Source organism: Myxococcus stipitatus DSM 14675, from assembly GCF_000331735.1.
Taxonomy (GTDB): domain Bacteria; phylum Myxococcota; class Myxococcia; order Myxococcales; family Myxococcaceae; genus Myxococcus; species Myxococcus stipitatus.
Genome location: NC_020126.1, coordinates 9,893,656 through 9,913,819, shown reverse-complemented (window position 1 = coordinate 9,913,819; position 20,164 = coordinate 9,893,656). Strand labels below are relative to the sequence as shown.

General features: G+C 68.9%; 17 protein-coding genes and 1 pseudogene. 9 read left to right on the top strand and 9 right to left on the bottom strand.

The genetic code is table 11. The annotated features are described in order from the left end of the window. Positions 1–54: 54 nt before the first annotated feature. Positions 55–1,350 (bottom strand): HEAT repeat domain-containing protein, encoded by a 1,296-nt coding sequence (locus tag MYSTI_RS43505; RefSeq protein ID WP_015353292.1) that lies wholly within the window; start codon positions 1,348–1,350, stop codon positions 55–57. A gap of 128 nt (positions 1,351–1,478) precedes the next feature. Between MYSTI_RS43505 and MYSTI_RS38545 the strand changes: the two genes are divergently transcribed. Next, the gene (locus MYSTI_RS38545; protein WP_015353291.1) at positions 1,479–2,054 is read left to right on the top strand and encodes a hypothetical protein; all 576 of its coding nucleotides are present in this window, start codon (positions 1,479–1,481) and stop codon (positions 2,052–2,054) included. Here MYSTI_RS38545 and MYSTI_RS38540 read toward each other — a convergent pair whose 3' ends face one another. Both MYSTI_RS38540 and MYSTI_RS38535 read right to left on the bottom strand, forming a co-directional pair. Then, positions 2,055–2,453: a hypothetical protein gene (locus MYSTI_RS38540; protein ID WP_015353290.1), complete on the bottom strand. Its 399-nt coding sequence runs from the start codon at positions 2,451–2,453 to the stop codon at positions 2,055–2,057. A gap of 97 nt (positions 2,454–2,550) precedes the next feature. Beyond that, entirely contained in the window at positions 2,551–3,546 is a 996-nt protein-coding gene (locus tag MYSTI_RS38535; protein WP_015353289.1) for a hypothetical protein, read from the bottom strand. A gap of 248 nt (positions 3,547–3,794) precedes the next feature. On the opposite strand from MYSTI_RS38535, the gene MYSTI_RS38530 reads away from it, so the two are divergent. Then, positions 3,795–4,643, top strand: coding sequence for a hypothetical protein (locus tag MYSTI_RS38530; RefSeq protein WP_144370227.1), 849 nt, complete (start codon positions 3,795–3,797; stop codon positions 4,641–4,643). On the opposite strand, the gene MYSTI_RS38525 is transcribed toward MYSTI_RS38530, so the two are convergent. Together MYSTI_RS38525 and sitA5 are read right to left on the bottom strand one after the other, a co-directional pair. After that, complete coding sequence (locus MYSTI_RS38525) at positions 4,640–5,215, bottom strand: imm11 family protein (protein ID WP_015353287.1); 576 nt, start codon at positions 5,213–5,215, stop codon at positions 4,640–4,642. The two genes, MYSTI_RS38530 and MYSTI_RS38525, sit on opposite strands and share 4 nt — an antisense overlap. Before the next feature lie 152 nt (positions 5,216–5,367). Further along, positions 5,368–5,934: pseudogene (sitA5, locus tag MYSTI_RS38520) on the bottom strand (SitA5 family polymorphic toxin); the annotation flags it as partial. 363 nt (positions 5,935–6,297) lie between these two features. Between sitA5 and MYSTI_RS38515 the strand changes: the two are divergent. From MYSTI_RS38515 to MYSTI_RS38495, 5 genes are all read left to right on the top strand, one after another. Then, entirely contained in the window at positions 6,298–7,314 is a 1,017-nt protein-coding gene (locus MYSTI_RS38515; RefSeq protein WP_015353285.1) for a DUF2169 family type VI secretion system accessory protein, read from the top strand. Then, positions 7,304–8,389, top strand: coding sequence for a beta-ketoacyl synthase N-terminal-like domain-containing protein (locus MYSTI_RS38510; protein WP_015353284.1), 1,086 nt, complete (start codon positions 7,304–7,306; stop codon positions 8,387–8,389). Before MYSTI_RS38515 ends, MYSTI_RS38510 begins: the two co-directional genes overlap by 11 nt. Further along, positions 8,389–9,837, top strand: coding sequence for a DUF4150 domain-containing protein (locus tag MYSTI_RS38505; RefSeq protein WP_015353283.1), 1,449 nt, complete (start codon positions 8,389–8,391; stop codon positions 9,835–9,837). The genes MYSTI_RS38510 and MYSTI_RS38505 overlap by 1 nt, the downstream gene beginning before the upstream one ends. Before the next feature lie 169 nt (positions 9,838–10,006). Then, positions 10,007–10,849, top strand: coding sequence for a hypothetical protein (locus tag MYSTI_RS38500; protein ID WP_015353282.1), 843 nt, complete (start codon positions 10,007–10,009; stop codon positions 10,847–10,849). A 10-nt stretch (positions 10,850–10,859) separates the two neighbouring features. Beyond that, complete coding sequence (locus tag MYSTI_RS38495) at positions 10,860–12,116, top strand: hypothetical protein (protein ID WP_233278098.1); 1,257 nt, start codon at positions 10,860–10,862, stop codon at positions 12,114–12,116. A 179-nt stretch (positions 12,117–12,295) separates the two neighbouring features. On the opposite strand, the gene MYSTI_RS38490 is transcribed toward MYSTI_RS38495, so the two are convergent. Both MYSTI_RS38490 and MYSTI_RS38485 read right to left on the bottom strand, forming a co-directional pair. Beyond that, entirely contained in the window at positions 12,296–12,964 is a 669-nt protein-coding gene (locus MYSTI_RS38490) for a metallophosphoesterase (protein ID WP_015353280.1), read from the bottom strand. 84 nt (positions 12,965–13,048) lie between these two features. Continuing rightward, complete coding sequence (locus tag MYSTI_RS38485; protein WP_233278097.1) at positions 13,049–13,987, bottom strand: transcriptional regulator; 939 nt, start codon at positions 13,985–13,987, stop codon at positions 13,049–13,051. A 183-nt stretch (positions 13,988–14,170) separates the two neighbouring features. Here MYSTI_RS38485 and alr point away from each other — a divergent pair, with 183 nt between their 5' ends. Next, entirely contained in the window at positions 14,171–15,394 is a 1,224-nt protein-coding gene (gene alr / locus MYSTI_RS38480) for an alanine racemase (RefSeq protein ID WP_233278401.1), read from the top strand. 6 nt (positions 15,395–15,400) lie between these two features. On the opposite strand, the gene MYSTI_RS38475 is transcribed toward alr, so the two are convergent. Beyond that, entirely contained in the window at positions 15,401–16,432 is a 1,032-nt protein-coding gene (locus tag MYSTI_RS38475) for a lysophospholipid acyltransferase family protein (RefSeq protein WP_233278096.1), read from the bottom strand. Between the two features lie 93 nt (positions 16,433–16,525). Here MYSTI_RS38475 and MYSTI_RS38470 point away from each other — a divergent pair, with 93 nt between their 5' ends. Continuing rightward, positions 16,526–19,273: a M1 family metallopeptidase gene (locus tag MYSTI_RS38470; RefSeq protein ID WP_015353276.1), complete on the top strand. Its 2,748-nt coding sequence runs from the start codon at positions 16,526–16,528 to the stop codon at positions 19,271–19,273. A gap of 63 nt (positions 19,274–19,336) precedes the next feature. Here the strand turns inward: MYSTI_RS38470 and MYSTI_RS38465 are convergent, their stop codons facing one another. Further along, the gene (locus MYSTI_RS38465) at positions 19,337–20,089 is read right to left on the bottom strand and encodes an enoyl-CoA hydratase (protein ID WP_015353275.1); all 753 of its coding nucleotides are present in this window, start codon (positions 20,087–20,089) and stop codon (positions 19,337–19,339) included. Positions 20,090–20,164 lie beyond the last annotated feature (75 nt).

Genomic DNA, 20,164 nt, shown 5'->3' with positions numbered 1-20,164 from the left:
CGACCGAAAAGGAGACCCGGCCAGACTACCAGGGCTGGCGCCGGGAGGGCGCCGTCAGTCCTCGAGCGCCTGACGGGCGTACCTCCGAACCTCCTCGTCCGAGTCCTCCGCCGCCATGCGCTCCCACAAGGGACGCAGGTGCTCCGGGCAGCTCGCGTGGAAGGCGTTCGCGAGCTTGCAGCGGACATGGGAGTCCTCATCGGCGGCGAGCTGCTCGAGCAGCTCCATCAGCCGAGGACTCTCCGGCCAATCGGGGAGCGTCTCCGCGACGGTGGAGCGCGCCCAGTTGTCGTCGCTCCTGAGGTTGGCCTCGAACGCGGGGAGCGCGGCCTCGTGGACGTCGTGCTCGGGGGCGTCCTGGAGCGCGTAGAGCGCGTGGACGCGCATCTCGGACGTCTCCGAGTGCGTGGCCACGGAGACGAGGTGCGCGAGGACCTGGGGCTCGCGCAGGAGCTTGCCGCCCAGGGCCTTGAGCCCCGACGTCGCGACGTCCACCTCGGTGTCGCGGAGCAGCACGTCGGCCAGCTCGCGCTGACGCGGGCCTCCCACGGTGGTCAGCTCGAAGCCCACCGAGCGGCGGACCTCGGGGAGGGGATGGCGGACGAGCGCGGCCAGCAGGGCCTCCCCCGCGGGCCCCAGCGCGCCCGCCGCCGAGACGAGTCCCTGGAGGAAGTCGACGTCGTCCACCGAGGTGAGCGCGAGCAGCGGCTCGACGGCCGCCGCATCGGTGGTGGGGCCGAGAATCCGCGCGTACCACCAGGTGGCCGTCTGCCGGAGCTTCAGGTCGTCGTCGTGGAAGCGGCCCGCGAGGACCTCGGCGCCCGCGGTCACGTCGAAGTTCTCGCGGGCCTCGTACAGCTCCACCGCGGCCTCGCGGAACGCCTCCACGTCATGGCCGGAGAGCGCGGGCCACTGACCGAGCACCTCGTCCACCGTGTAGGTGGTCGCGCTGTCGTGCTCCGCGTCCTCTGCCCCGAAGACGGTGAAGGACACCTTCGCGGACGGGTCCGCCACGCCCGGGATGTCCGCCGTCGCGGTGAGCTGGTAGTCGTGCGTCGGGTCGGCGTCGTCGGGGAGGGAGAGGCTCAGCGGCACCTCGATGGACTCCCCCGCGGGCAGCTCCAGGTCCAACGCGATGGCGTCGTCGAAGAGGACGCGGTGCTCGAAGTCACCCGCCCCTCCGACGCGAGAGCCCAGGACCTTGGCCACCACCTTCGTGACCCTCGCCGCCTTCTTCCCGCCTCGAATCGTGAGGGCGCCGGTCAGCTCCGTGCCCGCCTCCACGGTGTCGCTGTCGAGCGAGATGTCCAGCCCCGTACCGCCCCCGAACATCGAATTGAAGAGTCCCATGCGGGGAATCTATCCGCCGCTGTTGATGATTCAATACTGTAGTGACTGAGTTGCGATATTGGGATGGTTTGCCAGGGAGTCCCAGGAGCTGTTAGGCACACAGGGTCATTCTTGTCTGGAGTTGTCGAATGCCCGTGTCCTCTGTCGTTCGTGGTGTCGTGGCCCTGGTGGCGCTGCTGTCCCTCGGTGGGTGCAGCGTGACGGTCGGTCGCACGCCCTCCCGTCCCAATATCGACCTGGCGCAGCAGGCGTCGTCGCTGGGGCTGCTGCTGGAACCGGAGGTGCAGGACCAGTTCAGCGTGGTCATCAATGCGCCGGAGACGGTCCACGTGAAGGAGTGGCGCGGCACGCTCGAGGACGGGTTCCGGGCGGGGTTCGCCTCGGCGTTCCAGATGGGCGCGGCCTCGGCGGACCTGAAGGTCCAGTTGGCCGAGGCGGAGCTGACGTACGCGCCGACGGCCGTCGGACGCCATGGCGCCGTGTCGGCCATCGAGGCCCAGATTCGCTACAAGGCGCGGCTGGTGGACGCGCGGGGACAGGTCCTCAAGCGCTCCACCGGGACGGTGTCCTCCAAGCGCTCCGCGACGAGCGGCCGCGAGGTGTCGAACGTCACCGTGAGCGCGGTGGAGTCCATGTACGAGCAGCTCAGCCGGGACTTCTTCACGGAGGCGCCCCCGGCCCCGGTCGCCGCTCCCACGCCCTGACTACAGCGTGAAGAGGGAGAGCACGAAGGTCCTCGTTCCGGGCACATGGAGCACGGTGCCGTTCTGGAGCGGGGGCCGGTAGAAGGCGGAGGCGTCGTAGGCGCGCGCCTGCTCCAGGGACTTGCGGGTGGCCGCGGGCAGCCAGCCTCCGTCCTCGAGCGTGGGCGGGGCGAGCTCGGTGGGCGTCAGCGTGCTCAGCAGGGCCTGGGTGTCCGCCTCCGAGTACTCGAGGACGGCGAGCAGCTCCCAGTCGGTGGGGCCCAGTCCCACGGAGCCTCGGATGGCCTTGCGCCATTGGACGGCCACAGGACGCCGAGGCAGGGTCACCGCCTGCTCGAGAGAAGCGAGGTCGGTGCCCGTCCTGGCGGGGGGGGAAACGGCGGCCGAGGCTTTGCTCATGGGAGGGCTCGAAGGGGCGGCGTCCAACTCCTTGCAGCCCAGGTAAGCACATCCGAGGACGAGGACTCCAACCCGGAGGCGCCAGCGGCGCATCCGGTCAGCCGCGGCCGTTGTTGATGGGAGTGGACGTGGCATTCTCGATGTCGCCCTGGGACCAGCCCACCTTGCGCTGCACGGAGCCGGTCTGGGTGTACTGGTGGGCCAGGCCCGTCTGCTCGAAGCGCCCGTTCTCCGAGTCCGGGATGCCCGTGTCGATGTCCTTCTGGTTGGGGTTGAAGTTATAGCGGTCCTCCGCGTGGACCGTCATGTCCATGGAGAACGAGGGCTTGCCGCCCGGCGTGGTGGGCGGCGTGACGGTGACGGTGGCGCTGTTCCAGATGGAGTGGCCGCCAATGGCCTTCCGCCAGTTCTCCGTCTGCGGGTAGGGGAACTTGCCGTCGTTGCCGCCCACGCCGATGGGGCCGCCGGTGATTTGGAAGGTGACGGGCTTGCCCGCCAGAGACGGGTCCTTGGCAATCATGGCCGCGTACTGCGCCTCGGCGGCCTTCTGCGTGTCCTGCGTCGCGCTCTTCAGGACCTTCTTGCCGGACTCATCCTGGGTGACGAAGCGCTCGTAGTCGAACGTGCGGTCCTTCCCGTTGCCGGAGAGGAAGTGGGAGTAGGCGTCGGTGGCGTCCTTGAGGTCGGGGCGGAACTGCCGCGCGGCCTCGAGCTTGACGGCCCACTTGCCCTTGGCCAGGCGGTCCGAGAAGGACGGCTCCCGGGTGGCGATGGGGTTGGGGTCCTTGGGGTCCTTGGGGTTCTGGAGGAAGCCGTTGTCGTGGTGGATGGGCGGCCGGCGCGCGGGACCCACCTGGTACTTCGCGGAGGTGGTGCCGTTCGTGGGGACGGTGGTCCCCGTGTCCGGCGGGAGCGGCGGGGCCGCGTTCAGGGCCACGGGCGGGTAGCGCCCTTCGGCCCGCGACTTCTCGAATTCGTCGCCCGGCGTCTCCACGGTGGGCTTCTTCTCCGCGACGGTCCGCGTCTTGGAGGTGTCCTCGGGAGGTCGGTAGGTGACCTTCTTGGGGGTGCTGCCGGTGATGGGAGTGCCCATGCGCGAGGACCTCGACGGAAGGCCATCTCCGCATGCGGGGCAGGCCCGGGACGGCGGAGATGGAGCGACGGTGTGTGTCTGGAATTATCGTTTCGGGGAATTCCGGGTTGCGCACTTGCGGGTGTTCGGGGGTTTGTTGGTGCCATACGCTGGGCGCAAGTGCTGATGGTTGAACATGAATTCCTCGCGGGACTTTCCGCGCGCGAGGGCTCGTGGCGTTGCTGGCTTCGAGGAATGTGGAGAGGGTCGTGATGAACCGTTACGGGTGGATGGTGTTGTTTCTCGTGGGGTGCGGCTCGCAGCACCATGGCGCCAGGGTGCATGAGCGAGGGGTGGACGCGTCGGGGGACTACCGGAGCGGTGAAGGCTTCCAGGTGACGCGCTGGGGCATGGGGCGCGAGGAGATTCGGGGGTTGTTCCCCTCGGTGCGGGCGACGTCGCGCGGGGACCTGGTGGCCGAGACGGAGATCGACGAGCGCCCGGTCCGGGTGTTCTTCCTCTTCACGGACGGGCGGCTGGGTTCGGTGTTCGTGCGCTTCGCGACGCCGGGGGATTTGCAGAAGGACCACCGGTCGATGGTGAAGCTGCTGGCCAGCAAGTATGGCCGGCCGACGAAGGATGGCATCTCGCGGGGGGTGAGCAGGTATCGGGACTCCATCGACCTGGCGTCGTTGCTGGCAAGGGCGCTTCCGCCCGAGGTCGCGGGGACGTCGTCGGGTGGGGCACCGGCGCCGACGGTGGTGGCGGAGGAGGCTGGAGGGGAGGCGTTGATGCCGGTGGTCCGGCCGGAGGACTCCGAGGAGATGGCGCGGACGCTCCAGTCGTGGCCGGGGGATGTGGCGGAGGGGGGCGCGCCGGAGGAGCTCGGGGTGGGCTCGGAGGGGGCGGAGCCGGAGGTTCCCTTCTCGCCCCATGGCTATGTGAAGGTTGCCACGTGGGATGAGCGGGAGATGGCGATCCAGCTCCTGGGGTACTCGGCTCCGCGGGGCGCGCTGCTGACGCTCCACTACGAGAGCCACAAGTATTCGCGGGCGATTCGCAACGAGCTGAATCGGCTCCTGGCCGAGCTGCGGGAGGAGCAGGGGAGCGAGCTCTAGACCTCCTCGAAGCGGGCGCCTGTGATTCCGGCGCGCTCGAGGGCCTGCTTGATGTCTTGCGAGACGATGAGGGCGATGTCCCAGCCCCAGGTGCGGAACACCTGGGTGTCACCCACCTTCGTGGGGTCGATTCGCATGCCGTAGACGCTGCGGTACTTGCCGAGCTTGTCGGGGCGCTCATCCTCCGGCTTCCAGTACAGAACCTCTTCCGTGGCCTGGTCGTCGATGCACCGGATGAGTTTCGTGACCACGAGCATGACGTACTGCTCGGGGCAGTCCTCGACATCGACGGGGATGAGCTGCACGTCATCGGGAGCCATCTCGGCGAGGAGGGTGGCCACCTTGACGTGGACAATGGGAGTCCAGCCGGCGCCCGCGGTTGTGTAGTCCAACCGTCTTCCTGGCTCACTGATGGGGAGCGTCAGCCGCCCACCTGGATGGACAGGGTGCCCCTCGGAGAACTCCCAGATGTCATCGACCTCCTCACCCGCCTCATTCAGCGGGTCGCCCAGGTACCAGTTCCCGGCCTGCACGTCCGTCTTGAGCATGAAGTAGCGGGAGGGGCGCGACATGAGGGCCTTCCTAGTGGGCTCACTTGCCTCGAGTCAAAAGCCTGTTGAGCACCGTCCCGGGCGTCTGGGCTTCGTTGGCGAGAATGCGCAGCTCTTGTGTGAGGTCCTTCCGGCAGTCGACGACTGTCCTGCAACGCGCCAATGCGGACCTCAGTCGCGGCAGAGGTGACGGTCGCCATGACCGCGCCCGGGTCCGCCATGTCTTCCAGCGCCTCGGCCGTCTCGTCCCACACGGAGTCCATCGCGATGGCGAAGGCCCACGTGTACTTACCGTCACTGGCGAGCAGGGGCCCTTCCACCAGTAGGCGCAAGCAGTCCCCAGGCTGGTCCTTCCGCTCGCACCACTGGCCATAGGCCTTCGTCAGCCCGTCGTCCGAGTAGGACTCCAGGAGATGAAGTCCATCCACGTCCGCGCGCTGTGGGATGAGCCGACCCGGATGGCCCTCATAGCCGAACACCCCGCTGCGAGAAGGCACGCCGAAGAGCTCGCGCGCCCACTGCATGGGATTGTGAAGTGGCCGCACGTCCCGGCCCAGCTCCGCGAGGACCTCGGCGAACTCGTCGTCATCGAGCTCCGCCGCCGACACCTCCGCGCCCGGCTCCTCCCGGGGCGTGACGACGAAGGACTCACGTCCCGTCTCCAGTCGCACGACTCGACTCGTCGCGCAGCCGGTGGACACCGCGAGGAAGAGCAGCACCGCCGCCCAGCGAAGCACCATGGAATGTCCCCCCGGCAAGTGCTCGTGCACCTCGAGCACGACCCAGCACTACCGGAAGGCCCTGACATTCCACTGTCTGAGGCGAGCCCGCCCCTCGGCTCCGCGCTCAGTCAACCCTCACGCTGGGGCATTCACATCCGATGAAGAGCGTTCGGTTAGGGATTCGCAACTCTCTGGCTTCGGGCTTGGTGCTTCAGCGTCGGCGGCATTCCGAGTGCAAGCTCGACGTCCAGGCGTATGGCGCGGTTTTTCGTGCTATTCTGGGACAATCCCTCACAGTGGAGGGGCACATGTGGGTACACGGGGGACGTCGTACCGCCTGGTAGGGTTCACGTTGACCGACCTTCTCGTTGGGCTCGTCTGATGGACCTCTACAATCTGACGCCTTTCACGGCGGGACGCTTCGTCTTCCTGGATGGCTCGGGGCGCGAATCGTTGCTGGTGGTCGTCAAAGCCACCTTCGCCCTCCAGAATGGCCGGGCCGTCGTCGCGGAATCGCAGGCGCCACTCACCCTGGCGGATGAGTACAGGGGAGAGCCCGCACGGTCGAGCCTGCTGAGCGTTTCCGACCTGGCGCCGTTCAAGCCCGCGACGGATGTTCTCCTCGAGGGATTCGCTTATGCGGGCCGCCGCTCCAGGACAGAGGGACTGGTGGGCCTTCGGGTGGGTGCCATGACCAAGGGCGTCCAGGTCTTTGGTGAGCGTGTCTGGGAAAGCCTGGCTGGGATTCCTTCCATCTCGGCCCCCCGCCCTTTCGAGCGCATGGAATTGACGTGGGAGCGGGCTTTCGGCGGCACCGACGACAGCCATCCTGACCATCCGGAGCGATGTGAGGCGAACCCCGTGGGACGGGGCTTTCGTTCCGTACGTTCCCGCCGTGGGGTGCATGGGCTGCCTCTCCCCAACCTGGAGGCCCCCAGGGAGCTGGTCCGCTCGACGCGTGAGCGCCCCCCGCCTTGCAGCTTCGGCCCGCTGCCGCCACATTGGACGCCGCGCGCCCGGCATGCCGGGACGTATGACGACGCATGGCGGCGGGAGCGGCTCCCACTGCTTCCGGAGGACTTCGACGAGCGCCACCACCTCGTGGCCCCTGCGGACCAACGACTGTCCGGGTATGTCCAGGGTGGCGAGCCGGTGAAGGTCGTTGGCGCCACGCCCGAGGGCGCGCTGGCGTTTCCGCTCCCGTCCTCGCGGCTGGAGGTCATCATCAAGCTGGGCGCCGCGCGGGAGACGCCGCCGTGCCTCTGCGACACCGTGCACATCGACTGTGAGCGCAAACTGCTGACGCTTGTCTGGCGCGCACGATGGGGCGTCCATGGCCGGGTGCCCTCCCTGCATTGGGTCAAGGTCCAGCTCGCGAGAGGCACCCATGTCGCGTGAGCCCATCTGCGTCACGGGGCTGGGAATGCGCACCCCCATCGGGCGTCACGCCGCCCAGTCCTGTGCGTCCCTACGCGCAGGACTGAATCGCTTCACCCCCTGGCCTCACTTCGGTGTGGACGGAGCGGACTCGGAAGGCCTCACCGCGTCCTTCTCCTGCCCGGACCTGGGGGACCGCTCCTGGGTGGAGAAGCTGCTGGACCTCGTGGAGATGCCCCTGGCGGAGGCCCTCCTCAGCGCCAAGCTGTTTGAACTGGGGGAGGGAAGGCGTTCTGGCAGGCGCGTTCGGGTTCACGTCTACCTGGGGACTCCCTACCCGGACCGTCCCGGTGTGTCTCCGGAGGACCTTCAAGAGCTCACCCTCCACCTCGCGGAGGACCTCTTCCCCCAGGCACCGCAGTCTCTCCGCGTGCAGCTGGTCTCCCTGGAGCATGTGTCCGGACTGGCTGGCATTGCCTGGGCCAGCTCCGCCCTCGAGGAAGGCACGGCGGACGTCTGTCTCGTCGGCGGAGTGGACTCACTGCTGGACAGCACCTTCTTGCAAGCGCACCTGGAGGCGGAGCGTCTCAAGGTCCCTGGCGTCAGCTCTGGCATCATCCCAGGCGAGGCTGCTGCCTTTCTGGTCCTGGAGCGCAAGTTCGATGCTCGCCGCCGCGGAGCGCCGCAGTGGGCCCATATCGACGCGGTCGCGTTGGAGCAGGAGCCTCCCTGGACACCGGAGTCCCCGGTGCGGGGCCAGGCACTGACTCGGGCCCTGCACTCAGTGCTGGCGGCCGTAGGAGGCGCGGACTGCTTTGGTCATGTCATCAATGACTTGAACGGAGAGCGCTGGCGCTTCCTCGAATGGGCCCTCATCGAAACGCGCTGCCTGGGAGGCCTGCCCCGGGGCTGGCGCCTATGGCATCCCGCGGACAGCCTTGGTGACGTGGGGGCCGCTTCGGCGTCCGTGGCCGTGGGGCTGGCACTGCATGCCTTTCAGCGCGACTACGCACGGTGTCCGCGCATCCTGATTGCGTCTACTTCGGAGCGTGGTGAACGGGCCGCGCTCTCCCTTTCCCAGGCAGGAGGGCGTTGATGCCTTCGACTGTGGTCGTGAACCACCTGACAGTTGTCCACAAGGACAGCGGGGGCGTCTCCATGTCGTTCCCGGATGTCTGCAAGACGCCCTCGCCCGCTGGCCCCGTTCCGATTCCCTACCCCAACGTGGCGCGTTCGGCGGACACCGCCGGCGGCAGCCGGACCGTCACCGCAGATGGCAATCCCTTCATGCTCAAGTCCTCGCACTTCGCGATGAGCACGGGGGACGAGGCTGGTAGCGCCATGGGCGTGGCCTCGAACAAGATCAAGGGCAAGGCCTACCCGAAGATGTACTCCTTCGACGTGAAGGTCGAAGGGCAGAATGTCTTCCGATTGTCGGACATCATGTTGCAGAACGGTGGCTCTCCCACCAACACGCCGCCCGCGTCGGAAGTGCAAGCGAACACGCTCGCCAGCGGCGCCAGCTCCAACCAGGTCAAGGACCCGGAGGACCCGGAGGTGGTGAAGTTGGCGTGGGCCCGCTCGGACGCGTGCTGCGGAGATGAAGCCACCCTCAATGTCCGGACGAAGAACTGTCCGCACGCGCAGATGCTCGTGGTGCGCATCCACCGCGAGGGCAACCCCAAGTCCGTCGTCGGCTCCCTCGAGGCGAAGCTCGCCGGTAACAAGGACAACCCGCGCTGGGTGACACGCCGAGGGCCCTATCAGAAAGAGGTGAAGGTCACTGCCCGGCAGGAGCTGTTCAAGGGCCAGCGGACCTCCAGCAAGGGCCTGTTGTTGAAGGCCCCCGAACCCGTCGCGAAGCAGTTGGTGGGGCCGACGACCATCAAGACGCCGAAGTACGTCAAGAAGGTCATCATGGGCGCGAAGAAGTGGGTCAAGGACACCACGACCTATTATGCCTGGGAGGCCTGCTACGATATCGAGCTGAAGACGGGAGCGCTGGTGGTGACGCGGAAGGTGGACTTCGCCCTCCAGCCTGGGGCGCTCAGCACCGCTCGGCGGCGACGGGCCTGGAAGAGGGAGATAGAGCGGGTCTGGGACAGCCGCTACCGGTTGCATCGCAGCAAGTGCAAGCGGGGCAACCACTGCACCTGCTCCAGCAAGAATGGCTGCTGTTCATTCCTCATCCGCATCAAGTGCCAATGGGGCCAGGGGCACGGCAAGCAGGTGAAGCTCTACGCGGGAGCCAATGACCCGTCTCAGTGGGGAACGCCCGGCAAGTGGTGGTTCTCCCATGACTGGTGGGAGCATCTCGCGGGCGTTCCGAAGGAAGTGCGCGCCCACGAGTTTGGCCACCTCATTGGCATGTATGACGAGTATCCGGAAGGGGCCTGCGACCCGGCCCGGAAGTACGCCAACATCCCCACCAGCATCATGGCGAGTGGGGCTCGCGTCCTCCCCCATCACCTGAAGGCGTTCCATGACTGGTTCGACGCGAAGGTCAAGGGACTCATCGGTCCTACCCGCTTGCTGCGGCTCTAGACGACCGCGCGGGGCAGGCGCCTGGTGGGGAGTCCACTGTCTGGGCTGGTTGTCATTGTCGCTGGGACTCCTGGGAGCCGCGCCGACTGGCCTGCGAAGGGAGGCGCGACCCATGTCGTCCCAACGGAAACCTGACGCTGGCAGTCATTCCCAGCGCGATGGAGGAGTGATGAGCAAGGGTTACCTGGTGCTGTTCCTGGACTTGCCGAATGGCTCCCTGGGTGCAGCCTTTCCTCCGGCGGGCAAGGGCTCCGTGGACCTGTCGAACAACTTCCTGGGCCGGCAGGAGATTGGCTACTACGAGGCCGAGCTGCTCCCCGGGGCCTACGCGCGGCTGAAGCAACTGCATGGCGACCTTGACTTCAACGCCCTGCCGGTGGCGACGGAGCTGCCGCCCGACACGAAAACGGTATCGGTGGGGGAGAGCCCCGATGGAGAGGATATCGACATGCGGACGTTCCCGCTCCACTCCGTTCCAGATGCCCTGGAGCCCTTGCTGAACGAGATGCGCGAGGCCTCCGAGCACATGCTCACGAAGCCGCTCCGGGTGCTGAGGGGAGAAGGCGCGCCGACCTCGCCGCGCTTCCCACTGGAGAAATCTGTCTCCTTCGCCGTCACGCTGCGCAACGTGGGAAGCCAGGCCATCGAGATGGAGAACCCCTTCATCCCCCACGCTCCGGGCCGCGCCAACCTCCGGTTGCTCGTGTCGAAGGACAAGCCGTCCGAGCAGCTTCGGGAAGGGGACGTCCTGTGGATGGAGCTGGGGTTGGAGAACGTGCATCCACCTGAAGGAAAGAAGCCTCCCGAGGGTCGGCGCGTCACCCTGACTCCGGGCGCGGAACTTCGCTTCGTGGTCCGCAAGAAGCTGCTGAGCGCCCCTGGCACCTACCGGGCCGTGTTGACCTACTTCACCTCGCGAGGCGAGCGGGGGCTGGAGACGATGGACGGTCAGCTCGCGTTGGACCTGGGGCGCTTCGAGGTGGTCCAATCCCCGCCGCAAACCCAGCCCTGAGAGTCGGTCCATGCTCGCTCGCGGTGGAGAGTGGATGGTCGACCTGCTGGAGGTGCATGTCGACGAGTTGGAATGGCTTTGGCGACAGCGTGATGCGGCCTTGCGCTCCATGGAGTACGACTTCCACGCGCTCGTTCAGTTGGATGAGCGCATCGCCGCCCATGTCGACGCGCTGGTCCTGGCCGCGGAAGAAGCCCGGGCGCTCCTTCGCTCGCGTCTGGTGGAGGCCGAGGACGCGTACGCCGCGTTTGGCGCCGCGCATGCTCTCCTCCTGCAGGAGGACACGGCAGTGCCGCTCCAGACTCTGGAGCTGTCGGTTGGGCTGGACGGCTCTGCCTGGGAGGGGTTCCGGCTCGCCCTCCGCTATGCGCCCCCCGAGAGGTATGTGGATGCGCTGAAGGGACTCGTGGCGAGTGGGTCGGAGCGTCACGCCGCCGCGGCCCTGGAGGTGCTGGCCTTCCATGGACATGCGCAGCCCGATGCGGGAGTCCGTCTCCTGGAGCTGCTCGATGCTGCCCAGCCCGGCATCCGCAGCGCGGCGTGGGGAATCGTCTCGCTGGTGTCTCTTCAGTGGCTCGAAGCCTCGGGGCAGGCGCTCTTCCGGAGGAAGCTTGCCCAGCGCTTTCCGATAGCACTCGCGGACTCCTCCTCCGAGGTCCGGGCTTCCGCCTGGTGGGCCGCTGCATGGACCCGGCAGTCGTGGCTGCTCTCCGGTTTGAGGATGCTGGCGAAGGCCCCGGAGTCTCCAGACCATGTTCCGGGCTTGAAGCTGCTGGCAGTGCTGGGGGCCGAGGCGGACCTCTCTCTCTTCAAGGAGGCCTTGGGGCGGCGGGAGCTGGGCTCTGAGCGGTTCCTCCTGGCGGGTACCTTCGGCCATCCCGGACTCATGGAGGAGGTGCTTCGCGCCATGGAATCCGGTGGGCCTGAGATAGGGGCGGCCGCAGCCAGCGCGTTCCGGAAGCTGACGGGCCTTGACGTCAACACCATCCATCGCGTCGCTGTCCTCCCCACCGAGGCGTTGGAGGAGGAGGAGGTGCACATTCCAGATGCGGTCGCGGCTCGCAATCATTGGGGGCGTCTCAAAGCCGCCCTCTCTGGGGTGTCCCGCATCTGCATGGGCACGGATGTCCTGAAGGGGTGGACACAGGAGTGGCTGCGCGGACTCCCCCTGGAGGCGCGGTGGGAGCATGCACTCCGGGCGCGATTCGAGACCGGGCGGGGCGAGAGTGTGTTCGCCTGTGAGCGATTTCCCCAGCGACGGGAGTGAGTGCCGCGGCCTGAGCCGCACATCATTGGGGGCCTCTCCGCGAAGTGGATGGCGACCAGGATGGACAGGTCGCCCTCGGGAAACTCCCAGACGTTCGCGACTTCCTCGTCCTGCTCATTCAGCGCGTCGCCCGGGTACCAGTTCCCAGTACCCCCCGCGGCTCCGCGCTCAGTCACCCCTCACGTCGGGGCATTCACATTCACATAACAGCGCTTCGCCCTCACTGACACCAACCTCCGCTCCGGCATCACGAGCGCGGTGAGGTCCCCGCCATACACACACCCTGAATCCAATCCCATCGCATGTGGATGCCGTTGCACCCCTCGCACGGCGTCGTGCCCGAAGACGATGAACTCCGGCCCCTCCCAGCAGCTCGCCCACGGCACCCCGCCATCCACGCGCTTCGACGGCGTCCCATCCGGCGCGATGCTGCGCAGGTTGAGCAGCTCCTCCGGCCGCTGGGCCGCCAAGGGAATCCCCGGCACCACGCCCCCGTGCACCGCCAGCACGTTCAGCTCCGGGAAGCGGCGGAACAACGGCTGCGCCTCCAGGTACGCCCAGTCCTCCGGCGTCAGCGTCTCCAGCACCTGCCGGTGCTCCTTGCTCAGCTTCTTCCCCTCGGGCGCCTGTCCATGATGCCAGCGCAGCACGTGCGCATCGTGGTTGCCCCTCACCGCCAACATCCCCTGCTCCCGCGCCCGGCGCACCACGCCCGCCGAGTCCGGTCCCTTCGCCACCAGGTCCCCCACCAGCACCACGCGGTCGACCGGCCTCCAGTCACACGCCTCCAACAACGCGTCCAGCTCCGCCGCGCACCCGTGGACATCGCCGATGAAGAGCGTTCGCATTCCACCCTTCCTTTAGTGCGCTTCGCCACCGCGGGGAATCCTCCCGCGAGGCAGCCAGGAGGCGGCCAACCTCCCGCCTCGGGCTCAGTCGGCCTTTGAACGCAACAGCCGGCTCAAGTTCACGTCGAGTTGGCTGGAGATGAGCCGCAACACGCTGTCGAGCTGCGAGCCCGTCAGCCGCAGCCGCTCCGTGAGCAGCCGGCGCGTCTCCTGGAGCAGCGACTCCTGCGCCGCCACCACCCACCGCGCCGCCGTGGAGCGGTGCACCCCGTAGAGCGCCCCCAGCTGGTCGATGCTCAGCGCATCCAGGAACTTCAGCCGCAGGAAGTTGCGCTGCCGAGGCTCCAACGTCCCCAGCGCTTCCGAGAACGACGCGGCGAACTCCGCCCGGTACGTGTTCTTCAGATAGATGAGCTCCGGGTCATCCCCGGGCGCCACCAGCAACGACAAGTCCCCGTCATCCGCCTGCGGCTGCCCACCCCGCTGCCGCTGCCAGTCGAGCGCGAGCCACAACGCCGCCGCGCGCACCCACCCGCTCAAGGGCCCCGTGCCCGGGTACGCCGCCAGCCGCGCGGGCGCATCCTGGCTCCCCACCAACATCCGCTGGCGCAAGAGCTGGCGGACCTCGTCGAGCCCCGTGGGCGGCAGCTTCAGCCTCGCCACCGCGGCGTTCACCTCGGGGAGGAAGCTCGCCTCGAAGGCCGTCAGCGCGGACGGGAGCTGGTCCGCCGCGGCGCGCGCCAGATACACATCCGGCACATGAAGTTTTTCCACGTCCTCGGAAGGCGCCTGGGACGGGAGCAGCCGCGCCAGGTGCCCGACGAAGCGGGTGCCCGCCAGCTCCACGCCGGGCCAGGCCGCGCGCGCCATCTCCAAGGCGCGCGTCAGCTGCTCCTGAAGCGGGGGCAACAACTCCGGCGCGCAGGAGGTGCCACGCGCCACGATGAAGGCTTGAGCCAGGGAAACGTCCGGGGAGGACACGCCGTGGGACGATAGCACCCCCATCGCGTAATCCAGCTTCAACCATTTCCGGAGGAGACGCTTGTTTGCCTTGCTTCTCTCGGGGAGGAGGACTCGGGGACACAGGGTATGACAAGGAGTGGACCGGGTGCGTCCCCCGCCCGCCTGGCCCGGATGCGGGCACCCGTGGCTGGAGAGCCACGCCACACCCTGGCCCGTCCATTGCTGGTAAGCACCGCCAGCGACGTGGTGGAGGTGAATGTGGAGTCGATCGCTGGCGGGCCTGGAGACGCGGCCCATTCCTCGTGGCTGGAGCTCAGCGCCTCCGCCCTGCGGCACAACGTGGCGGTGTTCCGGGCGGTGGAGGGGCGTGGCGGCCCGTCGCGCGCGCTGGGCGTGGTGCTCAAGGGCAACGCCTACGGACACGGGCTCGCGCAGGTGCTGCCGCTGGTCCACGAGGGCGTGGACATCCTCTACTTCATCGCCCCCCAGGACGCGCTGAAGGTGCGCGAGCACGAGCGGGCGCTCGGCCTGCCGCCCAAGCAGGTGGTGGTGCTGGGCGCCGTCGGGCCCCAGGAGGCCGTGGTCCTCGCGCGCGAGGGCGTGGACGCCGTGGTGGCGGACCGAGGCTGGGAGGACGCGGTGCCCGTGCTGCGCGCGGCGAAGCTCCCGCGCCCCCTGCGGGTCCACGTCCACATCGACACGGGCCTGGGCCGCGAGGGCTTCACCCTGGCGCAGCTCCCCCACGACACGCGCTTCCTCTCGGACGCGCGCGACGTGCTGGAGGTGGTGGGCGGGCTCAGCCACTTCGCCAACACGGAGGACGTGACGGAGCAGGGCTACGCGCTGGCGCAGGTGGACGCGTTCGAGACGGGGCTGGGGGTGCTCGCGGAGTTGCTCGGCGCGGCGGCGACGGGGCTGCAGCGGCACATCGCCGCGAGCGCCGCGTCGCTGGTGCTCCCTCGGGCCCGCTACGAGGCGCTCCGGGTGGGCATTTCACTCTACGGGCTGTGGCCGTCCGCGGAGACGCGGCTGTCGGCGCGGCTGGTGCTGGGGGAGGTGCCCGTGCTCAAGCCCGTGCTGTCGTGGCGGTGCCGCAGCCAGGTGGTGAAGTGGCTGCCCGCCAACAGCTACGTCGGCTATGGCTGCACGTACCGCACGTCGGAGCCCACGCGCATCGCGGTGCTGCCCGTGGGCTACTACGACGGCTACCCCCGGCTGGCCTCGGGCAAGGCCCACGTCCTGGTGAACGGGCGGCGGTGCCCCGTGCTGGGCCGGGTGATGATGAATCACCTCATCATCGACGTGACGCGGGCCACGGCGGACGAGCACCCCGTGACGGCCACGCTGCTGGGGCGCGACGGCGAGGAGTCCGTCTCCGCCGACGCGCTCGCGGGCTGGGCGCAGACGATTCACTACGAGCTCGTCACGCGCCTGGGCGCGCACCTGCGCCGCGAGGTGGTGGAGTAGCGCCGCTCAGCGCTTCGCGTCCGCCCCCGAGGGCAGCGCGGCCGCGACGCGCGACGTGCTCTCCGGCTGCACCTTCCAGCGGCGGTGCAGCCACATCCACTGGTCCGGGTACTTGCGGATGCAGCGCTCCAGCGCGGCGGTGATGCGCGCGGTGTGCTCGGTGATGGGGTCCTCGCACTCCCCCGGCGCGGGCGGAGGGATGGGGCCCTCCACCTCCAGCCGGAAGCGGGCACCGGGCTTCCCGTTGCGCACCCCCATCACCACGAACACGGGCGCGCCCGTGCGCTGCGCCGCCACCGCGCACGCGGGGGTGGTGGACGCGAGCCTCCCGAAGAAGGGCACGAACACCGCCGCCTTCGCGGGCAGCGCCTGGTCCAGCAGCATGAAGGGGGACTCGCCGCGCTCCACGGCGGAGGAGATCTCCATGATGGCGCCGCGCGGATAGATGAGCCCCGCGCCCACCCGCACCCGGTTCTCCGCGATGCGCGTGTTGAGCGCGCCCTTCAGCGGGCGCACCAGCGCGTCGATGTGGACGCCCCACCGAATCAGCATGTCCCCCAGCAACTCCCAGTTGCCGAAGTGCGCCGTCACAATCAACGCGCCCTTGCCCGTGGCCACGCGGGCCTTCACGGCCTCCCACGCCTCCTCGCCCACCACGCCCTGGTCCGCCCAGTCCGGCGGCAGCCGCTCCCCGGAGGGCAGCGACTCCATCACCACGCGGGACATGTTGATGTAGGCGCCGCGTGCAATCTCCCGGCGCTCCGCGTCTGTCTTTTCCGGAAGTCCTTTTTCCAGGTTGTCCATCACCACGCGGCGCCGGATGCCCAGCGTGTACGCCAGGTTGCCCACGAAGCGTGCGAGCGCGTCCCGTGACGCGGGGGACAACCAGGAGATGAACGCGAAGACGAAGCGCGTCACGAACGCGACCACCGCCCCCGGCGGCGTGCCGACGATGTGGCGAAGGTGCTCGATGGGGAGCTGCTTCGGTGAGTCCGTTCGTGGGACGACCTGGTCGGAATTGGGAGCGGAAGAGGACACGGCGGCACTCCACATCGAAGCGGGGCTCCCGGCAAGGACCCTCTCGTGCTCACCGCTACCCTGGTTGCCTTGCCTTGGGCCACACTGCGCGCCATGCCCAATCTGCTCCGACCGGTGGCGTTGGCCACCGTTGCCTTGCTCACCGCGTGTGGTGCTCGGCAGAACCCTCCCGTCTCCGAGTCCGCCGCGGTGGCTCCCGCTCCCGCGACGTCCGCGGCGGCACCCGCGCCCACGCCTCCCACGCTGCGGCTCCCCAAGGACGTGCGCCCCAGTGACTACGCCGTGGAGCTCACGCTGGACCCGAAGGCCGCCGCCTTCCAGGGGACGGCCGACATCAAGCTGGATGTCCTGAAGCCAACATCTGTCGTGTGGCTGCACGGCAAGGCGCTCACCGTGAAGCAGGCCACGCTGACGCAGGCGGGGGTCTCCATCCCCGTGACGCCGCTGAAGAGCGAAGAGGGTGACTTCCTCGGCTTCGCGGCGGCCCAGCCGCTGGCGGTGGGCACCGCGAAGCTGCGCGTGGTGTACGACGGCGTCGCCTCCGAGCGGGAGAACGACGGCGCCTTCCGCGTCAACGAGGGTGGCGACTGGTACGTCTACACGCAGTTCGAGCCCATCGACGCGCGCCGCGTCTTCCCGTGCTTCGACGAGCCCGAATACAAGGTGCCCTGGCAGTTCACCTTCCACGTGCCCGCGGGCAACGTGGCGGTGACCAACACGCCGCAGCTCGCGGAGGAGGCCCGTCCGGACGGAGGCCGCACCTTCCGCTTCGCGCGCACGCAGCCGTTGCCCAGCTACCTCATCGCCTTCGGCGTCGGCCCGTTCGACTTCCTGCCCGCCGCGGACTCCGGCCAGAAGAAGGTGAAGACGCGCATCATCACCCCGAAGGGCCGCGCCGCCGAGGGGGCGTATGCCGCGCAGGCGACGCCCGAGATCCTCGCCGCGCTGGAGGACTACTTCGGCATCCCCTACGCCTACGAGAAGTTGGACGTCATCGCGGTGCCGCTGCTCGGCGGCGCCATGGAGCACCCGGGCCTGGTGACGTTCAACTCGCGGCTGATTCTCTCCAAGCCCGAGGAGGACTCGCTCAGCCGTCAGCGCGCCTTCTCCGAGACGCAGATGCACGAATTGGGGCACCAGTGGTTCGGCAACCTCGTCACGCTGGCGTGGTGGGATGACCTGTGGCTCAACGAGTCCTTCGCGTCGTGGGTCACCCCGCGCATCATCGAGTCGTGGCGGCCCACGTGGGGCTCCGCGGTGGAGCGGGTGCAGGACCGCAGCCGCTCCCTGGACGCCGACAGCCTCCTGTCCGCGCGCCGCATCCACCAGCCCATCGCCTCCGCGCACGACATCCACGGCGCGTTCGACGGGATTACGTACGGCAAGGGCTCCGCGGTCCTCACGATGACGGAGGAGTGGCTGGGCCGCGAGGTGTTCCGCCGGGGCATCCAGCGCTTCATGCGCAAGCACGCGCACGGCAACGCCACCGCGAAGGACTTCACGGACGCGCTGTCGGCGGAGGCCGGCCAGGACGTGACGGGCGTGCTGGAGAAGTTCCTGGACCAGACGGGCGCGCCGCTCGTCACCGCGTCGCTGGAGTGTGGCGCGGGGCAGCCCAAGGTGGTCCTCACCCAGCAGCACTACCTGCGGCTGGGCTCGAAGGCGGAGGCGCCCCAGTCCTGGCGGGTGCCCGTGTGCGTGAAGTACGCGGTGGGCAACAAGGACGCGAAGGCCTGCACGGTGCTGGAGGGTGAGCGCACCGAGGTCGCGCTGACGGAGGCGAAGTCGTGCCCGGCCTGGGTGTTCCCCAACGCGGACGGCGCGGGCTACTTCCGCATGCGGCTGGAGGGCGAGGCCGCCACGAAGCTGATGAAGACGGGCATGGGCAAGCTGTCGCGCTCGGAGCGCGTGGCGCTGATGGGCGACACCCGGGCGCTGGCCCTGGCCGGGGCGATTCCCGCCTCGGAGGCGCTGACGCTGGCGGCCCGCATGGCGCAGGACGAGGACCGCCTCATCGTCGAGACCTCCACGGAGATGCTGGACCTGGTGAGCGCGCGGCTCCTGCCGGAGTCGAAGTGGCCGGAGCGCGAGCGCTTCCTGCGCGAGACGTATGGCCCGCGCGCCCGGAAGCTGGGCTTCGCCTCGCGCAAGGGCGAGAGCGAGGACACGCGGCTCTTGCGCTCGAGCGTGATGTGGCGGGCGGCTCGCGACGGCGGGGACCCGAAGCTGGTCGCCCAGGCGCGCGCGCTCGCGGACAAGTGGCTGACGGACAAGAGCGCGGTGGAGCCGGAGATGGTGAACACGGTGCTGGCCATCGCCGCGGGCCACGCGGACGCGGCCTTCCTGGACAAGCTCATCGCGGCGGTGCGCACGGAGAAGACGCGCGCCACGCGCCAGCGGCTCCTCCAGGCGCTGGGCAACTTCCGGGACCCGGAGCTGGTGAAGCGCATCCTCCCGCTCGTCTTCGACAAGGCGCTGGACCCGCGCGAGTCCTTCTGGATGGTGTACGGCGCCACGCAGAACGTGCGCACGCAGGGCATTGCCTTCGACTTCGTGAAGGCGAACTACGACAAGCTCGTGGGTGACTCGCCCGACGCGCTGCTCCCCCAGGAGATGGCCAGCGCCATGACCTACGTGGGCCAGCCGCTCTGCACCGTCGAGGGGCGTCAGGAGATCGCGGACTTCTTCACCTCGCGCAACGAGAAGACCCCGGGGGGCCCGCGCACGCTGGCGCAGGTGCTGGAGTCGGTGGACCAGTGCGTCGCCTTGAAGGCGGCGCAGGGGGCCAGCATCGAGTCCTTCCTCACCCAGCCGCCCCCGCACCAGGCGCGGGCGAACTAGGGCGGGAGCAACGCCGGGGGCCCTTGGGGCAGGGGCTCCCGGTGGAAGCACACGGGGTGGGGACTACTTCCGGCCGCGCGACATGAAGGCCATGAAGGCTTCCTGCGCCTCCGTGGAGCCCAGGCGCTCGATGAACTTCGCGCCCTCGCGCGCGAGCGTGGAGTGCGTCTCCGCGCGCAGCGGGGCGCGCATCAGCTCCTTCGTCACGCGCACGGCCTCGGCGGGACGGGAGGCCAGGGTGCGGGCGCGCTCGTTGGCCACGTCCTGGAGGCTGGCGTCGGGCACCACCTTGTTGACGATGCCGGCGCGGTGCGCGGTGGCCGCGTCGAAGGGCTCCCCGAAGAGGAGCAGCTCGCTGGCGAGCGCGTAGCCGGCCATGCGCGGCAAGAGCAGGCTGCTGGCGCCCTCGGCGCACAGCCCCAGCTGCACGAAGGGCATGTGGAAGCGCGCGCGCTCGCTGGCGACGACGTAGTCACAGTGCAGCAGCATCGTCGTGCCGATGCCCACCGCGGGGCCGTCCACCGCGGCCACCACGGGCATGGGCGCATCCACCAGCGCCTTGAGGAAGCGGAACACCGCGCTGTCCTCGCCCGCGGGCGGGTGCTCCATGAAGTCGCCGATGTCATTGCCCGCCGTGAAGACGGAGCCAGCGCCCGTGAGCAGCACCACACGGACCTCGGCGTCGGTGGCCGCCTGCTGGAGCGCGTGCGTGGCCGCCTCGTACATGGCATGCGTGAAGGCGTTCTTCTTCTCGGGCCGGTTGAAGGTGAGGGTGAGGACCCCCGCTTCCCGCTTCGTCAGCAACGTGTCGGACATGATGGCGGCAGCCTAGCCGAGTCCGTCCAGCATGCGGGCCCCGTTTGAAGCCCCGGCCCGGCCGCCCCTCGGCCG